This is a genomic window from Stenotrophomonas sp. SrG, from assembly GCF_050031795.1.
GTDB lineage: Bacteria > Pseudomonadota > Gammaproteobacteria > Xanthomonadales > Xanthomonadaceae > Stenotrophomonas > Stenotrophomonas rhizophila_A.
In genome coordinates this window covers 60,147-85,403 of sequence record NZ_JBNBBE010000007.1, presented here as the reverse complement: position 1 = coordinate 85,403, position 25,257 = coordinate 60,147, and the positions used below count along the sequence as shown (strand labels likewise).

Genomic DNA, 25,257 nt, shown 5'->3' with positions numbered 1-25,257 from the left:
TCGCACGACCAACGGTCGTGCGCTACCGATTCAATCAAGCAGACGGGGCGGTGAAGACGCCGCGGGCTTCGCGCGGTTCGCAGCGCAGGTATTGCGGGGCGGGGGTGATGGAGTCGCCGAGGGCGGCGGCGGCGTGCCACGGCCAGCGCGGTTCGTAGAGGATGCCGCGGGCCAGTGCGACGGCGTCGGCGTGGTTGTGGCGCAGGATCGATTCGGCCTGCGCCGGGTCGGTGATCAGGCCGACGGCGATGACCGGCATGCGCACTTTGGCTGCCTTGATCGCGGCGGCGAACGGTACCTGGTAGCCGGGCTCGAGGGCGATCTTCTGGCGTGCGTCGAGACCGCCGCTGGAGACGTGCAGGAACTGGCAGCCGCACAGGTCGAGGATCTGCGCGAGGGTGGTGCTCTGTTCGATGTCCCAGCCGCCGTCGACCCAGTCGCTGGCGGAAATGCGCACGCCCACGCTGATGCGGTCGGAGACCGCTGCGCGTACGGCGTCGAACACGCGGATCAGCAGGCGCATGCGGTTTTCCAGCGAGCCGCCGTACTCGTCCTGGCGCTTGTTGCTGAGCGGGGAGAGGAACTGGTGCAGCAGGTAGCCGTGCGCAGCGTGCAGTTCGATCAGGTCCAGGCCGGCGCGCTCGGCGCGCTTGGCGGCCACGGCGAAGGCCTCCACTACGGCGTCGATGCCGGCTTCATCCAGCGCTTCGGGCGTGGGGCCATTGGCGGTGAACGGCAGCGCCGAGGGGGCTTTCACGGTCCAGCCGTTCGGGTCGGTCGGCGGCAGCGGGCCACCGCCGTCCCACGGGCGTGCGGAGGAGGCCTTTCGACCAGCATGCGCGAGCTGCACGCCCACCGGCATCGGCGACCAGCGCTTCACCGAGGCGATCACGTCGGTGAGGGCGGCTTCGGTGGCGTCGTCCCACAGGCCCAGGTCGGCGTAGCTGATGCGCCCTTCCGGCAGCACGGCGGTGGCTTCGAGGATCAGCAGGCCGGCGCCGGACTGGGCCAGCATGCCCAGGTGCTGGCGGTGCCAGTCGTTGGCCAGGCCGTCGGTGGAGGAGTACTGGCACATCGGGGCGATGACGATGCGGTTGGACAGCGTCAGCGGTCCGAAGGTTACGGGGGAGAAAAGCTGGCTCACGGGCGGGCGACTCGGGGGGAGATGAAACAGGAGTGGTATTGCACCGCGAAGCGGGTTTGCGGGCAACCGTATGTGTGGAACGGTGAGGCTAGCGAGGCATGGCCTCGCTCTACGAGTGGCGCATATAGGGGAATCTTTGGGTGGAACGGTGGGGCCGGCGCGGCAGGCCACGCCAGGCGTTCAGGCAGTTTGCGCGTGCGGGTTTCGTTCGCGGGTCAGGCCGATGCGGTGGCTGGCAGGAGGAATGACAGGGCTTCTGCGCAGGACTGCTCTACCTTGAGGGTGAGGAGGTCGTCTGCTCGGGTGCGGCCGATGTTCAGGGCGGCTACGGGTAGGCCGGCCTTGGCGGCGGCCTGGACGAAGCGGTAGCCGGAATAGACCATCAGCGAGGAGCCGACCACGAGGACGGCATCTGCCTGTTGCAGGTGGGCGTGTACGGCATCGACGCGGGCGCGCGGGACGTTTTCGCCGAAGAACACCACGTCCGGCTTGAGGATGCCGCCGCAGGCGGGGCACGCGGGCACGTTGAAGGTGCTGAAATCCACGCCTTCAAGGTCGGCATCGCCATCCGGAGCCTGGGCGGCGTCGAGGCGATCCCAGCCGGGGTTGGCGGCCAGCAGCGCCTGCTGGAAAGCTTCGCGGTTGCTGCGGGTTTCGCAGCCCATGCAGCGCACCTGGTCCAGGCGGCCGTGCAGGTCGATCACGGCGGCACTGCCGGCGCGCTGGTGCAGGCAGTCCACGTTCTGGGTGAGCAGCACTTCAACCTTTCCACGCGCTTCCAGCGCGGCCAGTGCGGCGTGGGTGGCGTTGGGCTGGGCCTGCCCGAAGCGCGGCCAGCCGAGCAGGCTGCGCGCCCAGTAGCGCTGGCGGGTGGCCGCTTCGCCCATGAAATCCTGGTAGTTCACCGGTGGGGTGCGCTTCCACTGGCCGTCGGCATCGCGGTAATCGGGAATGCCCGAGTCGGTGCTGCAGCCGGCGCCGGTGAGGACGAACAGGCGGCGGGCGCGGTCGATGAAGTCAGCCAGTGGGGTAGACATGCCAGCTAGATGGGGGCGATTGGAGGGTTCGCAATCGCCCCTGCCCGTTCAGGGTCCGGCAATATCGGCCGGCAGCGCAGGCACGGCGGTGGGCTTGTGGTTCTCGTCCAGCGCGATCATCACGAAGTGGCCGCGGGTGCACAGCTTGCGCTCGCCGGTGTGCAGGTCTTCGGCGATGAGCTCTACTTCCACCTTCATCGAGCTGCGGCCCACTTCGACGATGCGGCCCACGGTTTCCACCATCTGGCCGATGCTGATCGGCAGCTTGAAGTCCACCTGGTCCGAGCGGGCGGTGACCACGGTGCGGCGCGAGTACCGCGCGGCGGCCAGGAACGCGGCCTTGTCCATCCACGCCAATGCCTGGCCACCGAACAGGGTGCCCATGTGGTTGGTGTGGTTGGGGAAGACGATTTCGGCCATGCGCACTTCAGTGGGCGGGACGACGTCAGGGGTGGCGGTCATGGCGGTGGGCCGTGCGATGGGGTCGACGAGGATGATACGGCAGCGCCCGCAAACAAAAAGCCCCGGCAGTGCCGGGGCTTTCTGGTACGCATGGTGCGCTTGGATCAGAACGACATGTCGAAGGACACTTCGCCCTGCACGCCCACCTGGTAGGCCGAGGGGCGGCGTTCGAAGAAGTTGGTCAGCTCCTGCACGTCCTGTAGTTCCATGAACGGCAGCGGGTTGCGCACGTTGTACTTCTTTTCCATGCCGAGGCGGTGGAAGTGGTTGTCGGCGCAGTGCTGCAGGTACTGGCGCATGTCGCGGGTGGAAATGCCGGCGACGCCGCCGGACAGCACATCTTCGGCGAACTGCACTTCGCATTCGATGGCTTCGGCCAGCATGTCGTAGACCTGCCGCTTCATCTCATCGTCGAACAGGTCCGGCTCTTCCTCGCGGATGACGTCCACGCATTCGAAGGCGAAGTCCATGTGCGCGCTTTCGTCGCGGAACACCCAGTTGGTGCCCGAGGCCAGGCCGTTGAGCAGGCCACGCGAACGGAAGTAGTACACGTAGGCGAACGCGGCGAAGAAGAACAGGCCTTCGATGCAGGCGGCGAAGCAGATCTGGTTGAGCAGGAACTGGCGACGCTGGTCGCGGGTTTCGATGCGGGTGAGGCCCTGGATGGAGTCGATCCACTTGAAGCAGAAGTCCGCCTTCTTCTTGATGGAGTCGATGTTCTCCACTGCCGAGAACGCCTTCGAGCGTTCTTCCGGGTCCGGCAGGTAGTTGTCCAGCAGGGTCAGGTAGAACTGCACGTGCAGCGCTTCTTCGTACAGCTGGCGCGACAGGTACATGCGTGCTTCGGGCGCGTTCAAGTGCTGGTACAGGTTCAGCACCAGGTTGTTGGACACGATCGAGTCGCCGGTGGCGAAGAAGGCAACCAGGCGGTGGATCAGGTGGCGCTCGCCCGGCGACATCTTGGTGTGCAGGTCGCTGATGTCGATCTGGAAGTTGATTTCTTCCACGGTCCAGGTGTTCTTGATCGCGTTGCGATACATGTCATAGAACTGCGGGTAGCGCATCGGGCGCAGGGTCAGTTCAAAACCGGGATCGAGCAGCATCTGCTTGCGGGTGTCGGCCATGGTGGGTCTTTCCTTCTGAGGTGTACCGACCAACGGTCGGTACCTACCGGGTGTGTGTGCCGACCAACGGTCGGCACACGCCGGGTGTATGTTCCGGCGATTGGGCCGGTGGAGCGGCCGGGCAGAGCCCGGCGCTGCGGTTGGTCGAGGCCGGCCAACGGCCGGCGCTACCGGGCGGTGGGCGCCCGCGGATTACTGGCAGGCTTCGCAGGCTTCCGGGTTTTCCAGCGAGCAGGCGATGGCTTCTTCCGGGCTGAACACCTTTTCCGGGGCAGCCGCTGCGGTGTGGCTGATGGTGGTCTTGGCGATCTTGGTGGCCGGACGCGAGCGCAGGTAATAGGTGGTCTTGATGCCCTGCTTCCAGGCGTACATGTACATGGAGGACATCGCGCCGATGTTCGGGCTTTCCATGAACAGGTTGAGCGAGGCGGACTGGTCGATGAACGCGCCACGGTCGGCGGCCATGTCGATCAGCGAACGCATCGGCAGTTCCCACGCGGTGCGGTAGATCTGGCGCAGGCTTTCCGGGATCTGGGCGATACCCTGGATGGAGCCTTCGGCCATCTTGATGGTGTCGCGCATTTCCGGAGTCCAGTGGCCGAGCTTCTTCAGCTCGTTCACCAGGTAGCGGTTCACCTGCAGGAAGTCGCCCGACAGCGTTTCGCGCTTGAACAGGTTGGACACCTGCGGCTCGACGCACTCATAGCAGCCGGCGATGGAGGCGATGGTCGCGGTCGGGGCAATGGCGATGATCAGCGAGTTGCGCAGGCCGTGTTCCTTGATGCGGGCACGCAGGGCGTCCCAGCGCGCGCCGTCTTCCGGCACCACGTTCCAGGCGTCGAACTGCAGTTCGCCGCTGGCCGCACGGGTGTCGTTGAACGACGGGTGCTTGCCACGTTCCTGGGCCAGTTCGACCGAGGTTTCCAGGGCGTGGAAGTAGATGGTCTCGGCAATCTTCTTCGACAGCGCGCGGGCTTCGGCGCTGTCGAACGGCAGGCGCTTGCGGAAGAACACGTCCTGCAGGCCCATGCAGCCCAGGCCGACCGGGCGCCAGCGCATGTTGGCGCGGCGGGCGGTTTCGATCGGGTAGAAGTTCAGGTCGATCACGCGGTCGAGCTGGCGCACGGCCAGGCGCACGGTTTCGGCCAGCTTTTCGTAGTTGAACTCGTTGTGCTCGTCGAAGTGGTTGCCCAGGTTGATCGAACCCAGGTTGCACACGGCGGTTTCATCGTTGGAGGTGACCTCCAGGATTTCGGTGCACAGGTTGGACAGGTGGATCACGTTGCCCGGACGCAGGGTCTGGTTGCTGGCGCGGTTGCACTTGTCCTTGAAGGTCATCCAGCCGTTGCCGGTTTCGGCCAGGGTACGCATCATCCGCGAGTACAGCTTGCGCGCGGAAATGGTGCGGTTGGCCTTGCCCTGTGCTTCGGCCTGCAGGTAGGCGGCCTCGAAGGCTTCACCGAACAGGTCGGTGAACTCGGGCACCACGCGCGGATCGAACAGCGACCATTCCTGGTCGGCTTCGACGCGCTTCATGAACAGGTCCGGCACCCAGTTGGCCAGGTTGAGGTTGTGCGCACGGCGCGATTCGTCGCCGGTGTTGTCACGCAGTTCGAGGAAGTCTTCGATGTCGGCGTGCCAGGTTTCCAGGTACACGCAGGCCGCGCCCTTGCGCTTGCCACCCTGGTTCACCGCAGCCACGGACGAGTCCATGGTCTTCAGCCACGGCACGATGCCGTTGGAGTGGCCGTTGGTGGACTTGATCAGCGAGCCGCGCGAACGCACGCGGGTATAGCTGACGCCGATGCCGCCGGAGAACTTGGAGAGCTGGGCGATGTCGCCGTACTTGGAGTAGATCGATTCCAGCGAATCCTGCGGCGAATCGAGCAGGAAGCACGAGGACAGCTGCTCGTGGGTGGTGCCGGAGTTGAACAGGGTCGGGCTGGACGGCAGGTAGTCCAGGTTGCCCATGCGCTTGTACAGGGCCAGGGTTTCCGGCACGTCTTCGCTCAGCGCGCTGGCGATGCGCAGGAAGAACTGCTGCGGGGTCTCGATCACCTTGCGGGTGTGCGGATGGCGCAGCAGGTAGCGGTCGTACAGGGTACGCAGGCCGAAGTAGTCGAAGTTCAGGTCGAGGCTGAGGTCGATGGCATCGTTGAGCTTGCGCGCGTTGGTCTGCACGAAGTTCAGCAGGCGGTCGTTGATCAGGCCCACTTCGTGGCCACGGCCCACCGACTGCGAGAAGGCGTGGATTTCCTGGCCCGACACTTCCTTGGCGATGTAGTTGGCCAGCAGGCGCGCGGCCAGGCGGCCGTACTCGGGCTCTTCACCGATCAGCAGGGCGGCGGTGCGGATGGACAGCTCGTCCAGTTCCTGGGTGGTGGCGCCGTTGTACAGGCCGGAAATGGTGCGGGTGGCCACGCGCATCGGGTCGACCGAATGCAGGCCTTCAGCCGAACGCTGCACCGCGCGCACGATCTTGTTCAGATCCACCAGTTCGGTCGTGCCGTTGCGCTTGGTCACGCTCATGGCGGTCGCGGTCGGCGGCGAAGTCAACAGGAATTCGCTTTCCTGGTCGGTGGCTGCGCTGGTTTCGGTGCTCACGGCGTTTTCCTCTTGGCGTGATTTGGGGTGGTGCAGGGTCGCCTGCGGGGCAGGCGTGGGGCCGATGCGCTCAGCGCTCAGGGTGGACTATCGGTGTCGCATGGGACGCGACCGGCGCACTGGCGCTGCGGACGATTCCCCTTGCGTCACCGGTCATCTCCCCCCGGAGACTGGTGCTACCAGCGCCGCACCATGTACGGCATGCGGTTGTCGGTGGGCGTTGGGCCCGTTGGACCCTTCGACTTGTGGTCGAAGAGACCGACGGCCACAAGATAGTGGGGGTGTAGGGGGCCGTCAACGCCAAATGTAGGGAATCAGGCCAATCCCTTGCGGCGCAAGGATCCGGTGTTGCGGGCGTCCGACGAACGGTCGCGACCCGTCGAAAGCGAGTGCGCAGTCAAGGGTTGGGGGCGACTTTTCGTGCGATGGAGGGGGTCGAAAAACGGAACAGTTGGGCGTCACGCGGGCGTAACAATTGCGCGCGGATCGGGCACCGCGCGGACACGCATGGCGTGTCCCTACGCCTTGTTCCGGCCCGTTGTTCCAGCTCGGGTGACGGCCGGTTGCCCCGGTTACGCCCGGTGGGGCGTGCCGAGGTATTCGGCGCTCTGCATTTCTATCAGGCGCGAGGCGGTGCGCTCGAAGGCGCCCTGCAGGCGGGTGCCGGTGTAGAGGGCTACCGGGGCGTCGGTGGCGGTGCAGACCAGGTTGACGTGGCGGTCGTACAGCTCGTCGATCAGGTTCACGAAGCGGCGCGCGGCATCCTCATTCATGCGATCGAAATGCGGGATGTCACCCAGCAGCACGGTGTTGAACTCGCGGGCGATCTCGATGTAATCCGAGGGGCCGCGCGGGCCTTCGCACAGGGCCTTGAAGTCGAACCAGACGATGCTCTTGCCCCGGGCGCGCACCGGGATCTTGCGTGCTTCGATCTCGATGTTGCCCGGCTTGGGCGGCTGGCCGCCGCTCAGCGCGGCCCAGCGGCTGGCCAGCCAGGCATCGCTGTGCTCGTCGCGCGGGGCCTGGTAGACCGGCGAATGGGTCAGCGCGCGCATCCGGTAGTCTTCGGTGCCCTCGGCGTACAGCTCCACGCAGTAGGTCTGCAGCAGGCCGATGGCAGGCAGGAAGCTGTCGCGCTGCAGCCCATTCAGGTACAGGTTCTCCACCGCCGTGTTGGAGGTGGTGACCAGGGTGACCCCTTCGGCGAACAGGCGTTCGAGCAGGCGCGCCAGCAGCATGGCATCGCCGATGTCGGTGACGAAGAACTCGTCCAGCACCAGTACGCGCAGCTTGGCGCGCCATTCCTGGGCGATCCGGGCCAGCGGGTCGCTCTGCCCCTGGTGTTCGCGCAGGCGCTCGTGGATGCCACGCATGAAGCGGTGGAAGTGGGTGCGGTACTTCTGTTCGATCGGCAGCCCGTCGTAGAACAGGTCCACCAGGAAGGTCTTGCCGCGCCCTACCCCGCCCCAGAAATACAGGCCCTTGACCGGGTCCGGCTTCTTCCAGAAGGCGGACAGGCGATCCAGCCAGCCGTCCTGGGCGCTGTCGACCAGCGCCAGGTGGATGCGGTCCAGCTCGGCCAGGGCGGCGTGCTGGGCCGGGTCGTTCTGCCATTCGCCCCGGGCCACGCCTTCGGCGTAGCGCTGCGACGGGGTCAGTGCGGTATCGCTCATGCGGTGGCGCTTTCCGGGTTCGGCAGCCAGCCCTTGACGCCGTGGAGCACCGCGCCGCGCAGGTCGATCAGCTTGCGGTGGAAGAAGTGGCTGGTTTCGGGCATGCGCACCAGTTCGTGCGGGGCGCCCAGCTGGTCCAGCCAGTCATAGACCGCCTGCGGGTCGACGATTTCGTCGGCCTCGCCCTGGATGACCAGCCAGTTGGCCGGCGGCTGCACGCCGTCGAAGTCCCAGCGCCCGGCGGGCGGGGCGATCGAGACCAGCACCTGCGGCTGCAGCTCGGCGGCCGCGCGCAGGGAGACGAAGGCGCCGAAGCTGAAGCCGGCCAGCCACAGGGTGGCGTCGGGGCGCTGCTGGCGCACCCAGGCCACCACGGCCTTGAGGTCGTCCTGCTCGCCCACGCCATGGTCGAATTCGCCCGCCGAGGTGCCGACGCTGCGGAAGTTGAAGCGCACGGTGGCAATGCCCAGCTCGCGCAGGGTGGTGCCGACCATGGTCACCACCTTGTTGTGCATGCTGCCGCCTTCGGTGGACAGCGGGTGGCAGATGACCGCCACCACCGGCTGCGCGGGCACGTCGGCCTTGGGCGGGTCGACCATCACGTCCAGCGCGCCAACCGGGCCGGCCAGCTGCAGGGTGGTGCTTTCATTGGGGAAAGGGGGATTGTGCATGGCGTCATAATACCGCTCCCCCGCGGGCTGCACTGCCGCGCCTGCCTGGAACCCCATGTTCTATCTGCTTTTCAGCGTGGTCTGCAGCGTGTTGGTGTCGGTGCTGCTGAAGCTGGCCGCACGCCGCCAGCTGGATGTCGCCCAGATGGTGACCTGGAATTACCTGGTGGCCGCCGGGCTTACGGCGGGGGTGCTGCAGCCGCCGCTGGAGGCGCTGCAGTCGACCCATGCGCCGTGGCCGGCGCTGCTGGTGCTGGCGGTGGTGCTGCCTTCGCTGTTCCTGGTGCTGGGCCGCACGGTGGCGGTGGCCGGGATCGTGCGAACGGATGTGGCGCAGCGGTTGTCACTGTTGCTGTCGTTGTTGGCTGCGTTTGTGTTCTTTGGGCAGACGGCGACCGCGCTCAAGCTGCTTGGACTGGGGCTGGGGCTGGTGGCGATGCTGGGCATCAGCCTGCGCCCGCGTGGGCCGGCGGTGGCCGGTGAGGCGGGCAGCTGGCGCTGGCTGCTGGCGGTGTGGGTGGGGTTTGCGCTGGTGGATGTGCTGCTGAAGCAGGTGGCGCTGTCGGGGACGCCGTCGATGGCGGCGCTGCTGGCGTGTTTCAGCATTGCCTTTGTGTTGATGCTGGGTCTGCAGCTGTGGCGGCACTTCAGTGGGCGCAGCCGGTTGCGCGCGCGCAACGTGGGTGCGGGGGCGCTGTTGGGGCTGCTCAATGGCGGCAACATCCTGTTTTACGTGCACGCCCACCAGGCGATGCCGGACAGCCCTGCCACGGTGTTTGCCGGGATGAATATCGGCGTGGTGGTGTTGGGGGCGCTGGTGGGGGTGTTGGCGTTCGGCGAGCCGACCACGCGGTGGAACCGCGCGGGGTTGGTGTTGGCGGTGGTGGCGATTGGGTTTATCGCGTGGGGGTGAGACCGCGCGCAGTGCCGACCAACGGTCGGCACCTACCGGTTCGATATCCGTTCGTTTCCGGTTCGATATCCGCGTGTATTCGGGGCGTTACCGGTCGAAACCGAGGATCAACGGGTCGTGGTCGGAACTGCGCCACGGGCCGGCTTCGTTGCGGTCGCGGTAGCCGACGTCGTCGGCTTCGTCGGCATTGATGTGCCATTCGGCCGCGCCGCGCAGGCGCTTGGCCATGCCCGGGCTGAGCAGGGCGTGGTCGAGGCGGCCGGTCATGCCGTTGTAGACGTAGCTGTAGGGGCGCTCGACCTTGGCCACGGCGAAGGCGTCGCGCCAGCCGGCGTCGTGCAGGGTGCGGATCGGGGCTTCCATCGCGTAGGCGTTGAAGTCGCCCAGCAGGATCGCGTCGGTGGTGCCGGCGCCGGTCGGGTCGGTCCCCAGCCACTGGTTGAGCAGGCGCGCCGATTCCACGCGGGTGGCGTTCCAGCAGGCCTGGCCGTCGTTCTGGTCGGCATCGGCGCCGGCCGCTTCCGAGCAGCCCTTGGACTTGAAGTGGTTGGCCACCACCACGAACGGCGCGCCCTTGCCGGCGCGGAACGCCTGGGCCAGCGGTACGCGGCTGTGCGGGCCGAACGGGGCGGTGTCCAGCACGACGGGGGCGCCCACCGGGGTCACCCGCGAGCTGCGGTAGATGATGCCCACGCGGATGGGGTTCTCGCCCGGGCCCTTGCCGGCGTCGATGAAGGCCCAGTCCGCACCCTTGCCGCGGTTGGCATTGAGCGCGGCGACCAGTTCGGCAATCGCCGACTGCGGGCCGTAGCCGTCGTTTTCCAGTTCCATCAGCGCGGCCACGTCGGCGCCGAGCGCGTTGACGGTGGCCACCAGCTTGGCGGTCTGGGCCTGGTGTTCGGCCAGGGTGCGGGCGCCGCGCAGGGTCGGGTAACCGCCGCCCTGGCCGTCGCCGTTGAAGAAGTTTTCCAGGTTGAAGGCGGCCACCTTGAGCGCGCCGGGCACCACCGGGACGGCCGGGCGGTTCAGTGCCGGCAGCGTCAGCGGGGTGGTGACCTGCAGGCGGGGGGTGCCCTTGGCGTCCACGTGGACGATGCCTTCGACGTTGCGCAGCACGGTGCCGGTGCGCAGGGTGGCAGCGGCGGGCAGGTAGGCCACCGGACCCGGGTCGCGCGCGGTGCTGCCGTCATCGAGCAGCAGGCGGCGGCGCTGGTTATCGGCGATTACCTTGGCGTGGGCATCGGTGCCGGGGGCGGCCACTTCGCTGGGCTGCCAGAGGCGGCCGTCGAAGGCGACGGTGAGTTCGCCGAAACGGGCCAGGCCGTCGGTGCCGGCCAGGGTCAGCGGGGCGGCGATGCGCACGTGCTGGCCGTCGAGGGTGCGCCAGTCGGCAGGTGCGGCGGTGAGGGTGACGGTGGCGGAGGTCGCCGGGGTCGATGCGGTCGGGCGTGGCTGCGGCTGGGCCTGGGCGAAGGCGGTGGCGGGCAGCAGCAGCGACAGGGCAAGAGCGAGGGTGCGACGGCGCATCGACGGCGATTCCGGAAACGGGTGCACAGGGTAACCGTGAAACATGAAAGTCGGCTTTGCCGGAGAGGCTGGATGCGCGGACCGGGCGGGACGGTTGGACCCGGCGGGTAGAGCCGACCGGTAGAGCCGACTGTTAGTCGGCTTGGCTCCGGAGCACGGGAGGTTGCAGGGTCCGCGCGAACGGCAGCCGACTGACAGTCGGCTCTACCTGCAGCCGACTAACAGTCGGCTCTACCCTCAGCCGACTAACAGTCGGCTCTACCTGTCGGCTTTGCCGTTCGTGATGTGCGCGGGTTATTTCAGGTTTGCCAGCATCCAATCGACGGTGGCGTGGATCTGCTCTTCGCTCAGGCCGGGGTTGCCGCCCTTGGGCGGCATGATCCCGCCATCCGGGCCGGTGTAGCCCTCGATGGCGTGCTTGTAGAGGGTGTCCTTGCCCTGGGCCAGGCGTGCATCCCAATGGGCGTGGTCCAGGGTCGGTGCCTGGCCGACGCCGGTGGTGTGGCAGGCGGTGCACAGGTTGTCGAAGATCACCTTGCCGTCGGTGGTGCCGCCGTAAGCCACCTGCGAGGCGGCCTTGGCCATGGCCGCCGCCTTGGCGGCGGCCTGGTCGGCGGCACCGGTGGCGCCGGCATAGACCGCACCGGCCGGGGCAATACGCAGTTCGGTGCGCTTGGCGGCCTGGGGCGAGACTTCAGGGGGAATGCGGGTGTGCAGGTACGCGGCGAACAGGATCAATCCGAGCGTGATGGCCATCAATAAGGCAATGACCATGGAAAAGCGTTTCAGGAACTCGAGGTCGTAATTCCGCACTCTCTGTTACCCCTGGCTGGTAGTCGTTGGACCACGGCTTGTCGGCCGAGTATGACCAGCGTCGGCGGCGCTCTGCAAGCCGCCTCCCACTACCGCAATGCAGCATCAGACCTGGGAGGCGCCTGCAGCACGCAGGCAGAAAACGCAGATGGATTCGACCAGCGCGGTCTGGTCGCCGTGCGCATCGCGGCTGGGCGCGGTGGGGCCGACCAGCGCTTCGGTGAACGCACCGACGATGCAGGCGGCCGCCACGTCGGTGTCCTGCGCAGGGAAACTGCCGGCTTCAACGCCATCGGCCACGATGCGGCGGAACACGTCACCGAACAGGCGGCGGCAGCGGATGCGCTCGGCTTCCACTTCCGGATCCACCGGTTCGGCGATGAAGGCATAGGCCAGCCCGGGGCCGGCCAGCGCGCGGCGCACGAAGGCGGTGATCGCCCGGCGCAGGCGCTCGGGCGCGGGCAGCGGTTCGGCGGCGATGGCCTCGAAGATGCGCAGTTCATGCTCGACCGCGTCGGTCAGCACCTCCACGAACAGCTCGGCCTTGGACGGGAAGTGCCGGTAGATCAGCCCGGTGGATACCCCCGCTTCGGCCGCCACGGCGGTGACCGGGGCATTCCGGTAGCCGCCGGCCGCCACCAGGCGCCGGGTGGCCAGCAGGATCCGCTCGCGGGCCCCGGCCAGGCGTTCTTCCATCAAAGCTGAGCGTTTATAGGCCATTTGCTGATTCTATGTTCAATTTTTGAATTTGTGTTCACTTTTACCCCCGGGAGGACTAGGCTGGGAGCATTCGACCCCTTCCAGCCGTTGCGGAGCCGCCTCATGCACGTCCCCACCATGAACTTCGACCTCGGCGAAGAGATCGACATGCTCCGCCAGAGCGTGGCCCATTTTGCCTCGGCCGAGATCGCGCCGCTGGCGGCCAAGGCCGATGAGGAAAACCTGTTCCCGCACCCGCTGTGGCGCAAGCTCGGCGAGCAGGGCCTGCTCGGCCTGACCGTGGAAGAAGAATACGGCGGCAGCGGCATGGGCTACTTGGCCCACGTGGTGGCGATGGAAGAGATTTCGCGCGCCTCCGGCGGCATCGGCCTGTCCTACGGCGCGCATTCGAACCTGTGCGTGAACCAGCTGCGCAAGAACGGTACCGAGGAGCAGAAGCAGCGCTTCCTGCCCGGCCTGTGCAGCGGCGAGAAGGTCGGCGCGCTGGCCATGAGCGAACCGGGCGCCGGTTCGGACGTGGTGTCGATGAAGCTGCGCGCGGACAAGCGCGGCGACCACTACGTGCTCAACGGCAACAAGATGTGGATCACCAACGGCCCGGATGCCGACGTGCTGGTGGTGTACGCCAAGACCGACGTGGAAGCCGGCGCCAAGGGCATCACCGCCTTCCTGGTCGAAAAGGGCATGAAGGGCTTCTCCACCGCGCAGAAGCTGGACAAGCTGGGCATGCGCGGCTCCAACACCTGCGAGCTGGTGTTCGAGGATTGCGAAGTGCCCGAAGCGAACGTGCTGGGCGCGGTCGGTGGCGGCGTGAACGTGCTGATGTCCGGGCTGGATTTCGAGCGCGTGGTGCTGTCCGGCGGCCCGCTGGGCCTGATGTCGGCCGCGATGGACGTGGTGATGCCGTACGTGCATGAGCGCAAGCAGTTCGGCCAGGCGATCGGTACGTTCCAGCTGATGCAGGCCAAGCTGGCCGACATGTACGTGGGCCTCAACGCCTGCCGCGCGTATGTGTATGCGGTGGCGCGCGCCTGCGACCTGGGCCGCACCACCCGCCAGGATGCGGCCGGTGCGATCCTGTATTCGGCCGAGAAGGCCACCTGGCTGACCGGCCAGGCGATCCAGATCCTGGGCGGCAACGGCTACATCAACGAATACCCGACCGGGCGTTTGTGGCGCGATGCCAAGCTGTATGAAATCGGCGCGGGCACCTCGGAAATCCGCCGCATGCTGATCGGCCGCGAACTGTTCCAGCGCACCAAGTAAGGACGAAGCCATGACGGTACTGAGCACCCAGCTGCAACCGGGCAGCGAGAGCTTCGAGGCCAACCGCACTGCGTTGCAGGCGGTGGTCGACGACCTGCGCGCCACCCTGGCGCAGACCGCGCTGGGCGGCACGGAAGCGGCGCGGCAGAAACACACCGCGCGCGGCAAGCTGCTGGTGCGCGACCGCATCGATGCCCTGCTCGACCCGGGCAGCGCGTTCCTGGAAATCGCACCGCTGGCCGCGCACGGCATGTATGGCGACAGCATCGCCAGCGCAGGCGTGGTGGCCGGCATTGGCCGCGTGTCCGGCGTGGAGTGCGTGATCGTGGCCAACGATGCCACGGTCAAGGGCGGCACCTATTACCCGATGACGGTGAAGAAGCACCTGCGCGCGCAGGAAGTGGCCGAACAGAACCGGCTGCCGTGCATCTACCTGGTGGATTCCGGTGGCGCGTTCCTGCCGCTGCAGGACGAGGTGTTCCCGGACCGCGACCATTTCGGCCGGATCTTCTACAACCAGGCCAACCTGTCGGCGCAGGGCATTCCGCAGATCGCCTGCGTGATGGGCTCGTGCACCGCCGGCGGCGCCTACGTGCCGGCGATGAGCGATGAAACGGTGATCGTGCGCGAGCAGGGCACCATCTTCCTGGGCGGCCCGCCGCTGGTGAAGGCCGCCACCGGTGAAGTGGTCACCGCCGAGGAACTGGGCGGTGCCGATGTGCACACGCGCATTTCCGGGGTGGCCGACCACATGGCCGACAACGACCTGCAGGCACTGGCGCGGGTGCGCGCGATCATCGCCCAGCTCAACTGGCGCAAGCCCGAGCCGGCACTGGCGGTGCAGGCCCCGGTGGAACCGCGCTACCCGGCGCAGGAACTGTACGGGGTGATCCCGGCCGACACGCGCAAGCCCTACGACGTGCGCGAGGTGATCATGCGCGTGGTGGACGATTCGCGCTTCGACGAATTCAAGCCGCGTTACGGCAACACGCTGGTGACAGGCTTTGCGCACCTGCACGGTTACCCGGTGGGGATCATCGCCAACAACGGCATCCTGTTCTCCGAATCGGCGCTCAAGGGCGCGCACTTCATCGAGCTGTGCACCCAGCGCGGCATTCCGCTGGTGTTCCTGCAGAACATCACCGGCTTCATGGTGGGCCGCAAGTACGAACACGGCGGCATCGCCAAGGACGGAGCCAAGCTGGTGATGGCGGTGGCCTGCGCCAAGGTGCCCAAGTTCACGGTGGTGATCGGCGGTTCGTTCGGCGCCGGCAACTACGGCATGTGCGGCCGCGCCTACTCGCCCAACTTCCTGTGGATGTGGCCGAACGCGCGCATCGGCGTGATGGGCGGCGAGCAGGCGGCCAGCGTACTGGCCACGGTGAAGCGTGATGGCATTGAAGCCAAGGGCGGGCAGTGGTCGGCGCAGGACGAAGACACCTTCAAGACGCCAATCCGCGACCAGTTCGAGCAGCAGGGCCACCCCTACTACGCCAGCGCGCGGTTGTGGGATGACGGCGTGATCGACCCGGCCGACACCCGCCGCGTACTGGGCCTGGCCCTGTCGGCCAGCCTCAACGCCCCGGCCCGCAAGACCGATTTCGGCGTGTTCCGGATGTGATCCGGCCCCCTGGCATGCGCAACGAGACTTCCATGTTCACCAAGATCCTGATCGCCAACCGTGGCGAAATCGCCTGCCGCGTCATCGCCACCTGCCAGCGCCTGGGCATTGCCACGGTGGCGGTGTACTCCGACGCCGACCGCGACGCACGCCATGTGCGCCTTGCCGACGAGGCCGTGGGCATCGGCCCGGCACCGGCGCGCGAAAGCTACCTGCGCGCCGACGCCATCCTGGACGCGGCACGCCGCACCGGCGCGCAGGCGATCCACCCCGGTTACGGCTTCCTGTCGGAAAACGCGGACTTCGCCCAGGCCTGCGCCGAGGCGGGCATCGTGTTCATCGGCCCGTCTGCGGCGGCGATCCGTGCGATGGGCGACAAGAGCGCGGCCAAGGCGCTGATGGCGCAGGCCGGCGTGCCGCTGACCCCGGGCTACCACGGCGACGCCCAGGAACCGGCATTCCTGCGCGAACAGGCCGACGGCATCGGCTACCCGGTGCTGATCAAGGCCAGCGCCGGCGGCGGTGGCAAGGGTATGCGCAAGGTGGACGACAGCGCGGCCTTCACCGAGGCGCTGGCCAGCTGCCAGCGCGAGGCGCAGTCCGCCTTCGGCAACGCGCACGTGCTGGTGGAAAAGTACGTGGAGCGCCCCCGCCATATCGAGATCCAGGTGTTCGGCGACAGCCACGGCAACGTGGTGTATCTGTTCGAGCGCGACTGCTCGGTGCAGCGCCGCCACCAGAAGGTGCTGGAAGAAGCACCTGCGCCGGGCATGACGCCCGAGCGCCGCGCCGCCATGGGCAAGGCCGCGGTGGATGCCGCGCGCGCGGTGAACTACGTGGGCGCCGGCACGGTGGAGTTTATCGCCGGGCCCGACGGCGATTTCTATTTCATGGAAATGAACACCCGCCTGCAGGTGGAACACCCGGTGACCGAGTGCATCACCGGGACCGATCTGGTGGAGTGGCAGCTGCGCGTGGCCAGCGGCGCCCCGCTGCCGCTGCAGCAGGAACAGCTGCAGATCAACGGCCATGCACTGGAAGCGCGGCTGTACGCCGAAGATGCAGACAAGGGCTTCCTGCCTTCCACCGGCACCCTGCGCCACCTGCGCCTGCCGTCCGGCAGCGCGCACGTGCGCGTGGATGCGGGTGTGGAACAGGGCGATGCGATCACCCCGTTCTACGACCCCATGATCGCCAAGCTGATCGTGTGGGATGTGGACCGCGATGCGGCGCTGCGCCGCATGCAGCAGGCGCTGGCCGAGTGCGAAGTGGTAGGCGTGACCACCAACGCCGCGTTCCTGCGCCGGCTGGTGATGACCGATTCGTTCGCCAACGCGAGGCTGGATACCGCGTTGATCGAACGCGAGCAGGCCGCACTGGCGCCACATCAGGGCGATACCGACCCTGCCCTGTGGGCGCTGGCAGCCGTAGCTGCGATGGCGACGGACGCAGCGGCGCCTGTGGATGCGCGCGACCCGCACTCGCCGTGGCAGGCGCGCGATGGGTGGCGGCTGGGACAGCGTGCGGCGCGGCGCCTGACCCTGGAGCATCGTGGCCACCAGCAGGTGCTGGCCGTTGAAGGCCATGGCGAGGCGTGGTCGATCGAGGTGGGCGGCACCACGGTATCGGCGCAGGGCCGGATGGTGGGCGAGCGGCTGGCGCTGCAGGTGGGAGAGCGCCTGCACCGCGCCCGCGTGGTACGCGATGGCAGCGAGCTGTACCTGTTCGGCAGCGACGGCGTGCAGCGCTTCACCCTGCATGATCCGGTCAGCGAAGCCGACCACGCGGTAACGGATGCCGGCAGCCTGGTCGCACCGATGCCGGGCCGCATCGTGGCCACGCTGCTGGCACCGGGCACGCAGGTGGTGCGCGGTACACCGTTGCTGGTGCTGGAAGCGATGAAGATGGAGCACACCCTGCAGGCCCCGGCCGATGGCACGGTGCAGGGGTATCGGGTCAAGGCGGGTGACCAGGTGGCCGATGGCGCGGTGCTGGTGGATTTCGAAGCCACCACTGGACATGGTGGTTGATGGCCGAAGACCCCTGGCGCCATGGGTGGCTTAGCCCCACGCGGGATGTATGATCCATCCGGGGCTCCTCTTATCATCGCCCGACCGGCCCGGGAGGCCCATACACTGGCTGGCCAGCATTTTCCGCTCGGGAGTGGCGCGATTTGTCGCCTCGACCGGCGATGGCAGCTGACGCTTTCCAACTCAGGGACCTTCCAATGACTTCGACAAGTGCACCCCTACCTGCGGACACTGTGCAGCGTCTTCTTGATCTTCTGACAAGCGACGATCAGTTCCGCGCCAGTTTCTCTGCCAACCCTTCGCACGCACTAGCGACGCTCGGCGTTGACACAGACCTGACCCGGAACTGCTGCGACCCGATCGCCAACCTTGGTTCGAAGGAAGAATTCCAGGAGATGCGCGAGACCCTCGCCAAGCAGCTCCAAGTCAAATCGCCGTTCCGCGTTGTGTTCTGCTTCGAGGCTGGCGGCCCTGTACCTCAGCTTGGAATCCGACCGCTGCCATCGAACTTGCAGTACTCTGCGTCACCTGCCAACAACCGGTGACGAGCGAGCGTGCACTAACGAACCTCTCAACCTGCTGACAAAGGGTGGTGGGTTTCGCATTCTGCTCGCCGATGCGCGCAAGCAAGGACTGGTTCAAACGTTCAAAGCAGCCGGCGAACTCAGTTCCGCCGGCTGCATTTTTTCTCGAGCCGGGTAGAAACGGCGCAGTGCACACAACCGAGCCATGATGGGTTCCAGGCAAGCATCATGGTATCTACGCCGTGCTATCCCCAGACCAGGCGATTCGGATCGAATTCGGCGGTGCCGAGGGTTTCACCCCGCCATCCCACGCCAACAATCGCCACGGGGCTCTGGGTGATACCGTCCAGGCCCAAGGCGACTTCGGTATCGCCTTCATTGATGGCGGCCGTGACGAATGCGGCCATGCCACGTTCGGTGGCCGCCATGTACAGGGCCTGGGAGATGTGCCCCACGTCCAGCAGCAACGCGCGGTATGCTTTGGCGTGATTGCGGTACTTCCAGTAGGTACGCGCGTAGCGCGGCACCAGCACCAGGTGCGCGGCCGCGTCTGCAAACCAGTCCTGCCCTGAGAGCATGGCGTTTGCAACCTCCTGCAGCGGACGGTCGCAATGGCGCGGCAGCGCGACCAGTGCATGCTGCACCGGGTGGTAGTGGTACAGCCCCGGCTGGAGGTCGTCCACGCGCTGCACCAGCAGGTAGGTCTCGGTGGCATGCAGGCCGCCGCCGGAGGGCACGTTCTTTTTCAGGAACTCGGTATCTGCTTCCACCTGCACCACGGCCTGTGCCTTGACTGTCCGCTGCAGGAGCTGCGCAAGAAGCTCTCGGCTGATGCTCCGCTGTCCGTCGAAGTTTCGGCAGGTTGTCCTGCGCTCGAGTAACTGATCGTAGTCGGTACGGCCTACCGGCGGCAGTGGTTCGTAGTGCCCGGGCCGTGGCTCCACGGCCGGCGGCGGCGCACCCAACTGCGAGCGCAGCCCGCTGGCGGTGGTGAGGTTATTGGCGTGCATCTCGGCTGCGCTGTCTACCCCTTCCCAACGGCCATGGCGGTGCGCCAAGGCGGATAGTGGCCACCAGTGGCTGTCTCGGAGGGCTTCGTCTCGCAGGCGATGAAGTGAATATGACTCGTCGTCCGAGATCAGCAGGCCTGCATCGAGCAGGGGTTGCCATACCTGCTGACTGTCCTCGAGGCTGGATGCATGCTGCCAATGCCGTGGACTCAAGCCGCCCAGCAGCTCGCGCTGCGCCACGCTGACCGCCACGGGCTGGTCGAGGTGCGCGGCAATGGCGAACCAGGCACTGCGGGTAGCAAGCTCCGCCCGGCCCTGCAGAATCGCCTGCAGGTCGAACTGGACCTCTTCCCGGGGCTCAAACATCACGATGGTGCAGCGGCGCAGTTTCATGTGGACGGTCCGTACGCGTATTTGGCCATTCTAAGGGAGGAAACTGGACAGCACGGCCTGCGTGTCCTGTAATCGGCGGGTTTTACGTGTTGCCTCACAGCCCGCAACCCTGCGCTACCCGGCTACACAGGGCGTGGCTCTACATTCCGGGTCAAACCGGCCGATAACCTTGTCTCCACCCTTGGACCGACCGCAATGAGCGAAGAAAACTCCGGTAAGAGCAAGATTGCACCTGAAGCCGCTGCACGACTGGTCAGCAAGCTGATCGACGATTCCGCTTTCCGCGAACGTTTCCAGACCGACGCACGCAAGGCCTTGGCCGAGATCGGCTACGACGTGGACGCGCAGCCGGACTGCTGCGATATCCAGAAGTTGGCGTCGGTGGAGGAATTGCGGGCCGTGCAGGCGCAGCTCGAGAAGCATCTGAGCACCTCCTACACCGCCATGCATGTGATCTTCTGCTTTGAAGCTGGCAAGGTCGGCGACGCACTCAAGTAAGACAGTCGGCCTGTGCCCGCGTTACTGCGGGCGCAGGCTGGCGTCGGCCAACGTGTCGTGAACGTTGAGCGGCTGCATCAATTGCATGACTGCGACTTCCGCAAAGCCGCGGCCGCGATGATCAAACAGCCATTCGTTCTGCTCTTGGAATTCCACCACGTTGCCAAGTTCGCGCTGCACCTGGCGCAGGGCCACACGCGCCTGCACCGGCTCGGTGCCGTCCATCAACGGTAGCAAGAGCGCTTCTGCTTTCGCAGGTTGGCCTTCGCCCAGTTGTTGCATGGCCAGCACCAGGGTGCGCCACTTGGTGATGACCGGACTCTTTTGTTCCACAAACAGCGGCGCGTACTCACGCAGCAAGCGGTTTGCCAAGGTCTGGTCGCCTTGGCGTTGGGCCAGGTATATCAGGCTGAGCAGCCGGCTGACCCGGTCCGGCAGGTTCGGGTCACGGGTGTTAGCCAGCAACGGAGCCAGATGAGTGGCGATCTGGGCCAGCGCCGTGGAATTGCGGCGATCGCAGGCCGCATCCACCACTGCATGCATCAGCTGCACGTGGATGCGGAAGTCCACCGATTCAGCCGGCTCGGCCTCGCTGGCCATCGCATCTGCCATTCCGGTGCAGTCGTCCTGATCTGCCGCCAGCAACATTCGCGCGCGCTGGTTCATGATGGCCTGCACCTCGTCGCGGCCCTTGGGCAACATGGCCAGCAGTGCGTGGGCATCCTTGTAGCGCCGCAGCGCGATGAGAGCGTCCACCCGTGCATCGCTGGCATTGCGCCCCGTCATCTGCTCGGATACCTGGAAGCTGCGCATCGCTTCGTCATAGCGATTGGTGCCCAGCTGGATCCAGCCCAAGTGCTGCATTGGATATGCACGCATCGGGTCTTGCGGCACCGCCGCCGCACGGGCATATCGCTCAGCCTCTTCGAACCGATTGTCCATAACCAGATACCAGGATGTGTTCGCGAGTCCAGCAAAGGAATCCGGATACACATCGGCCAGCACCCGCCAGTCTTCCAGCGGCCACGCGTCGGGTCGCATCTCGGTGGCCCATGCCTTCAGGTAAAGCCGCTCGCGGTGGGGAAGGCGGTCGTACAAAGACTGGGCGCGTTCCAGATGTGGCAGCGCTTCGGTTCGCCGGTCCAGGCGTACCAGCAGCTTGGCCAGTCCTACATGCGCCATGGCGAAATCCGGGTCTGCATCGAGCGCTGCTTCGTACAACTTTGCTGCTTCGGAAAAGCGGCGGCGTCCCAGGGCGTTCTCGGCCAGCGCGAAGGATTTAAGAGCCTGCAGATTGCCGGTGGATGCCTGCGGAAGAGGCACCGATTCCTGCACCGATGCAACGGTTTCGCCCAGGCCAGCGCGCAATCGACCAATCACGTCGTCTACCGCTTCGATAACGCTTTCAGGCCCCTTGGCCTCCGCCCGGTAGGTTCGTACCAGTTTGTCGGTGGTCGGATCCATCAGGTCCACTGCGACGACATAACGTCCGTTGGACACGTTGATACTGGGGGCCAAGACCATGCGCGCCCCCTCCCGCGAGGCAATGTCGCCGGCCAGTTGGCGGTCAAGCCCACGTTCGGCCGGCACCCGCAGAAGCTCGCGCGACTCCTGCACCTTCGCCGCCGACAGCACGTTGACGTAGCGTGACTGCTCGAGGCTCAGCAACAATGCCCGTTGCAGGCTGCTGTCGAACAGCGGCTCGCCGCTGATGTTGTCTACGTCTGCCACCACTACCCAGTCGCGCTCTGCGAAGGCGATGGCAGGCTCGGGACGCAGCAGCATCCAGCCTCCGACGCCCAACATCGCCATCACTGCAATTTCTGCCGCCAATGCAGCCGGGCGACGCCAGATCGGCAGCTTGCGCTGTGCCTTGGCGTTGGCTTTGGGCATGCGCATCGGTCCGAAGCCGGGCTCACCCACCTCGAACACCTGCTGCACGGTTGAAATGCCTTTGAACAACCACGGGCCGTGCGAGCGCCATTGCAGTTTTTCCGCTCGTTCTCCCAACTCGCTGCTGGCGCGACGAGTCAACGATTCGGCTACCGACGACAGCAGGATCTGCCCGGGCAGGGCCAGCGCCATCAGGCGCGCAGCCATCGGCTTTGCCAAACCTTCCACTTCCACTGGTTTGGCACCTGCCTGGACAGCTTCAGGCGTGTTGTCCCAGATCAACACTTCGCCCACGTGTAGTCCGGCACGGGCGCGCAGTGGCAGGTTGCACTGCTCGCCCAGCTTCTGCAGTTCGCGGCGATAGTCCAGCGCGAACCCCAACCCGTCGATCGCCCGGTCGAATAGCAGGAACAGACCATCGGAGCGGTCGATCTGGCGTCCATTCCATTGCTGCTGCAGCGCCAGCACCAAACGGTCGTGCTGCTGGAAGACCTCGGCTGCGGCGCTGTCGCCTATGCGTTCAACCAGGATCAGCGAATCGCACAGATCGGTAAACAGCAGCGCGCGCAACTGTGGGGACTGGGTCGACGTTCCGTTGTCGCCGTTCATTCGAATACCCCGTCAGGGCGTGGCGGTCGCGGCACGCGACCAGTGCAACCGGTTGCCGCCCAGGCGCTTGGCCTGGTACAGCGCATTGTCGGCGCGGGCGTACCAATCGCTCCAGTCACTGTCCGGTTCCAGCAGGCTCACGCCGATGCTGACCGGGCAGACATGCGGCTGGCCGCCCGGCCGGCCCATCAGGCCGTGCACGGCACTAAGGATGAACTGGGCCGCGTGCTGGAGGGTATCGGGATCCGCTTGGCGCAACAGCAGGCAGAACTCATCCCCGCCCAACCGGCAGGCACGATCCTGTTCGGTGGCTACCGAACGCAGGATGTTGGCCACGCTCTGCAGCACGCGGTCGCCGGCCTGGTGGCCGTACTCATCGTTGACCTGCTTGAAGTGGTCGCAGTCGATCAGCAGCAGGCCCTGCGGCGCGCCGTTGTCGTGGTTGCGGCATTCCTGCAGGTACAGCGCCAGGCCGCGGCGGTTGTGCAGGCCGGTCAACTCGTCGGTACGCACCAGCTCGCGGGTGTGGGTGAGCTGGTGGGTGGTGACGTACAGGTTGTCCAGCGCGGTTTCGAGGTCGTGGTTGCGCCGGCGCAGCTGCCGGATCAGCACCTGTTCGTTGCTCACCACGCGCATGATCGTGCGGCGCAGGAAGTAGGCAACCAAGCCCGGGTCGCGGTCGACCAGGCGCTGGAAATCGGTGTGGTCCAGTTCCAGCACCAGCGAATCGGTGGTGGCGCGCGCGTCGGCGCTGCGCGGGTGGTCGCCGATCAGCAGGCCCAGTTCGCCGAAGAACTCATGCTGGCCCAGCGTCTTGACCACCAGGTCTTCGCCGAAATCCAGCTCGATGGCACCGGTGACGATGACATACATGGTGCTGCCGGCCTGGTTGCGCAGGAACAGGTGCTCGCCGGTGCGCAGCGCGCGATGCTGGCCGAATTCGGCAAACAGGGCGAATTCTCCGGCGCTCAGGACAGCGTGCACGATCTCAGCCATCGCGGTCTGCGCGATGTCTGACGCTCGTTCGCACACATTCGTCGCAAGCTTGCCGGTCATTCCCGTACACCCGCTTCCCAGCGTTCCCCGGTGAGCGAATGAGGATAGCACCCCTTAAAAGTGTGCGCCTCATCCCATTTCCATGCCCCGGCGCCCGGATTTCTCCGGCGCTCCGGCCCAGTCTTCCCCAACGCAGCGACCGGGTTGAACCGGCCATCCCCTACCGCATGGAGCCTTTTGCGGACCGTAGCATCTGGCGGGGGCATATAAAAGAAGGGCCACCCCTACAGGGGCGGCCTTCTTCGGGGTGGGTTCCCGGGGATCCGGCCAACGGCCGGGGTTACCCGGGTGGCGCGGCCACCCGGCGGCGGCCGCAGCCGCCGATTCCAGGCGTCAGGCCGCCCGGAATTGTTCCTCTTCGGTGGAGCCGGCCAGGGCGGTGGTGGAGGACTGGCCCTGCTGGATGGCCTGGGTGACGGCGTCGAAGTAGCCGGTGCCGACCTCGCGCTGGTGCTTGACGGCGGTGAAGCCCCGGTCGGCGGCGGCGAATTCGGCTTCCTGCAGTTCCACGAAGGCGCTCATCTGGCGGCGGGCGTAGCCGTGGGCCAGGTTGAACATGGAGTAGTTCAGGGCGTGGAAGCCGGCCAGGGTGATGAACTGGAACTTGTACCCGTAGCTGGCGATTTCTTTCTGGAACGTCGCAATGGTGGCGTCGTCCAGGTTCTTCTTCCAGTTGAAGCTGGGCGAGCAGTTGTAGGCCAGCAGCTTGCCCGGGTACTTCGCGTGGATGGCTTCGGCGAACTTACGCGCGAACTCCAGGTCCGGCTTGCCGGTCTCGCACCAGATCAGGTCGGCGTAGGGGGCGTAGGCCAGGCCGCGGCTGATGGCCTGGTCCAGGCCGTTGCGGGTCTTGTAGAAGCCTTCCACGGTGCGCTCGCCGGTGGCGAAGGGCTGGTCGTTGGCGTCGATGTCGCTGGTCAGCAGGTCGGCGGCCTCGGCGTCGGTGCGGGCCACCAGCAGGGTGGGCACGCCCAGCACATCGGCGGCCAGGCGCGCGGCGTTCAATTTCTCGATGGCCTCGCGGGTGGGCACCAGCACCTTGCCGCCCATGTGCCCGCACTTCTTCACCGAGGCCAGCTGGTCTTCAAAGTGCACGCCGGCCGCACCGGCTTCGATCATCGCCTTCATCAGCTCGAAGGCGTTGAGCACGCCGCCGAAGCCGGCTTCGGCATCGGCCACGATCGGCTGCAGGAAGTCGATGTCGTCCTTGCCTTCGGCGTGGTGCAGCTGGTCGGCGCGCAGCAGGGTGTTGTTGATGCGCTTGACCACGGCCGGTACCGAATCGGCCGGGTACAGCGACTGGTCGGGGTACATCTGGCCGGCCAGGTTGGCATCGGCGGCGACCTGCCAGCCAGACAGGTAGATGGCGTTGAGGCCGGCCTTGACCTGCTGCATGGCCTGGTTGCCAGTCAGCGCGCCGAGCGCGTTGACGAAGTCCTTTTCATGCAGGTACTTCCACAGCTTCTCCGCGCCCAGCCGGGCCAGCGAATGCTCCACGTGCACGGTGCCGCGCAGGCGCACCACGTCGGCGGCGCTGTAGTTGCGCTGGATGCCGGCCCAGCGCGGGTCGGTGTTCCATTCGTGCTGGATCTGTTCGGCGGTCGGCAGCTTGGTCATGGCAATTCTCCAGGGGATGAACATCGAAGGCGGTAGCGCCGGGCCCTGCCCG

Annotated in this window: 20 protein-coding genes; 6 read left to right on the top strand and 14 right to left on the bottom strand. The window is 66.4% G+C overall.

The genetic code is table 11. The annotated features are described in order from the left end of the window. Positions 1-34: 34 nt before the first annotated feature. From ACQG3P_RS08490 to ACQG3P_RS08460, 7 genes are all read right to left on the bottom strand, one after another. Positions 35-1,144 (bottom strand): NADH:flavin oxidoreductase/NADH oxidase, encoded by a 1,110-nt coding sequence (locus ACQG3P_RS08490; protein ID WP_184126208.1) that lies wholly within the window; start codon positions 1,142-1,144, stop codon positions 35-37. A gap of 215 nt (positions 1,145-1,359) precedes the next feature. Continuing rightward, positions 1,360-2,181: an NAD-dependent protein deacetylase gene (locus ACQG3P_RS08485; RefSeq protein WP_426804770.1), complete on the bottom strand. Its 822-nt coding sequence runs from the start codon at positions 2,179-2,181 to the stop codon at positions 1,360-1,362. Positions 2,182-2,229: 48 nt separating this feature from the next. Continuing rightward, a complete protein-coding gene (locus ACQG3P_RS08480) occupies positions 2,230-2,643 on the bottom strand; it encodes an acyl-CoA thioesterase (protein WP_068848408.1) in 414 nt (137 codons plus the stop codon). 104 nt (positions 2,644-2,747) lie between these two features. Beyond that, entirely contained in the window at positions 2,748-3,767 is a 1,020-nt protein-coding gene (locus ACQG3P_RS08475; RefSeq protein WP_093535153.1) for a ribonucleotide-diphosphate reductase subunit beta, read from the bottom strand. A 192-nt stretch (positions 3,768-3,959) separates the two neighbouring features. Then, positions 3,960-6,371, bottom strand: a complete 2,412-nt coding sequence (locus tag ACQG3P_RS08470; RefSeq protein WP_068848405.1) for a ribonucleoside-diphosphate reductase subunit alpha — start codon at positions 6,369-6,371, stop codon at positions 3,960-3,962. 572 nt (positions 6,372-6,943) lie between these two features. Then, positions 6,944-8,044: a cell division protein ZapE gene (gene zapE, locus ACQG3P_RS08465; RefSeq protein ID WP_068848403.1), complete on the bottom strand. Its 1,101-nt coding sequence runs from the start codon at positions 8,042-8,044 to the stop codon at positions 6,944-6,946. After that, on the bottom strand, positions 8,041-8,715 hold the full coding sequence (locus ACQG3P_RS08460; RefSeq protein ID WP_426804769.1) for an alpha/beta hydrolase: 675 nt from the start codon (positions 8,713-8,715) through the stop codon (positions 8,041-8,043). Before ACQG3P_RS08460 ends, zapE begins: the two co-directional genes overlap by 4 nt. Before the next feature lie 55 nt (positions 8,716-8,770). On the opposite strand from ACQG3P_RS08460, the gene ACQG3P_RS08455 reads away from it, so the two are divergent. Beyond that, positions 8,771-9,628, top strand: a complete 858-nt coding sequence (locus ACQG3P_RS08455; RefSeq protein WP_426804768.1) for an EamA/RhaT family transporter — start codon at positions 8,771-8,773, stop codon at positions 9,626-9,628. 87 nt (positions 9,629-9,715) lie between these two features. On the opposite strand, the gene ACQG3P_RS08450 is transcribed toward ACQG3P_RS08455, so the two are convergent. The 3 genes from ACQG3P_RS08450 to ACQG3P_RS08440 all read right to left on the bottom strand — a co-directional run bounded on the left by ACQG3P_RS08450 (position 9,716) and on the right by ACQG3P_RS08440 (position 12,688). Next, on the bottom strand, positions 9,716-11,155 hold the full coding sequence (locus ACQG3P_RS08450; protein ID WP_426804767.1) for an ExeM/NucH family extracellular endonuclease: 1,440 nt from the start codon (positions 11,153-11,155) through the stop codon (positions 9,716-9,718). A gap of 294 nt (positions 11,156-11,449) precedes the next feature. Next, a complete protein-coding gene (locus ACQG3P_RS08445) occupies positions 11,450-11,968 on the bottom strand; it encodes a c-type cytochrome (protein ID WP_068848396.1) in 519 nt (172 codons plus the stop codon). Positions 11,969-12,073: 105 nt separating this feature from the next. After that, complete coding sequence (locus tag ACQG3P_RS08440) at positions 12,074-12,688, bottom strand: TetR/AcrR family transcriptional regulator (RefSeq protein ID WP_068848394.1); 615 nt, start codon at positions 12,686-12,688, stop codon at positions 12,074-12,076. A 102-nt stretch (positions 12,689-12,790) separates the two neighbouring features. On the opposite strand from ACQG3P_RS08440, the gene ACQG3P_RS08435 reads away from it, so the two are divergent. The 4 genes from ACQG3P_RS08435 to ACQG3P_RS08420 all read left to right on the top strand — a co-directional run bounded on the left by ACQG3P_RS08435 (position 12,791) and on the right by ACQG3P_RS08420 (position 18,150). Further along, positions 12,791-13,954: an isovaleryl-CoA dehydrogenase gene (locus ACQG3P_RS08435; RefSeq protein ID WP_068848392.1), complete on the top strand. Its 1,164-nt coding sequence runs from the start codon at positions 12,791-12,793 to the stop codon at positions 13,952-13,954. Positions 13,955-13,964: 10 nt separating this feature from the next. After that, the gene (locus ACQG3P_RS08430; RefSeq protein WP_426804766.1) at positions 13,965-15,575 is read left to right on the top strand and encodes a carboxyl transferase domain-containing protein; all 1,611 of its coding nucleotides are present in this window, start codon (positions 13,965-13,967) and stop codon (positions 15,573-15,575) included. A 32-nt stretch (positions 15,576-15,607) separates the two neighbouring features. After that, positions 15,608-17,605: an acetyl-CoA carboxylase biotin carboxylase subunit gene (locus ACQG3P_RS08425; protein WP_426804765.1), complete on the top strand. Its 1,998-nt coding sequence runs from the start codon at positions 15,608-15,610 to the stop codon at positions 17,603-17,605. A 161-nt stretch (positions 17,606-17,766) separates the two neighbouring features. Beyond that, positions 17,767-18,150: an NHLP-related RiPP peptide gene (locus ACQG3P_RS08420; protein ID WP_093535163.1), complete on the top strand. Its 384-nt coding sequence runs from the start codon at positions 17,767-17,769 to the stop codon at positions 18,148-18,150. Between the two features lie 224 nt (positions 18,151-18,374). Here ACQG3P_RS08420 and ACQG3P_RS08415 read toward each other — a convergent pair whose 3' ends face one another. After that, positions 18,375-19,532, bottom strand: a complete 1,158-nt coding sequence (locus ACQG3P_RS08415) for a putative peptide maturation dehydrogenase (protein ID WP_426804764.1) — start codon at positions 19,530-19,532, stop codon at positions 18,375-18,377. A gap of 195 nt (positions 19,533-19,727) precedes the next feature. Here ACQG3P_RS08415 and ACQG3P_RS08410 point away from each other — a divergent pair, with 195 nt between their 5' ends. Then, positions 19,728-20,030 carry an NHLP-related RiPP peptide gene (locus ACQG3P_RS08410; protein ID WP_426804763.1) on the top strand — a complete coding sequence of 101 codons (303 nt, stop codon included), beginning with the start codon at positions 19,728-19,730 and terminating at the stop codon, positions 20,028-20,030. 21 nt (positions 20,031-20,051) lie between these two features. On the opposite strand, the gene ACQG3P_RS08405 is transcribed toward ACQG3P_RS08410, so the two are convergent. The 3 genes from ACQG3P_RS08405 to aceA all read right to left on the bottom strand — a co-directional run bounded on the left by ACQG3P_RS08405 (position 20,052) and on the right by aceA (position 25,205). After that, complete coding sequence (locus tag ACQG3P_RS08405; protein ID WP_426804762.1) at positions 20,052-22,532, bottom strand: putative peptide modification system cyclase; 2,481 nt, start codon at positions 22,530-22,532, stop codon at positions 20,052-20,054. A gap of 12 nt (positions 22,533-22,544) precedes the next feature. Next, positions 22,545-23,588 (bottom strand): GGDEF domain-containing protein, encoded by a 1,044-nt coding sequence (locus tag ACQG3P_RS08400; RefSeq protein ID WP_307107693.1) that lies wholly within the window; start codon positions 23,586-23,588, stop codon positions 22,545-22,547. 333 nt (positions 23,589-23,921) lie between these two features. Beyond that, positions 23,922-25,205: an isocitrate lyase gene (aceA, locus tag ACQG3P_RS08395; RefSeq protein ID WP_095362514.1), complete on the bottom strand. Its 1,284-nt coding sequence runs from the start codon at positions 25,203-25,205 to the stop codon at positions 23,922-23,924. Positions 25,206-25,257 lie beyond the last annotated feature (52 nt).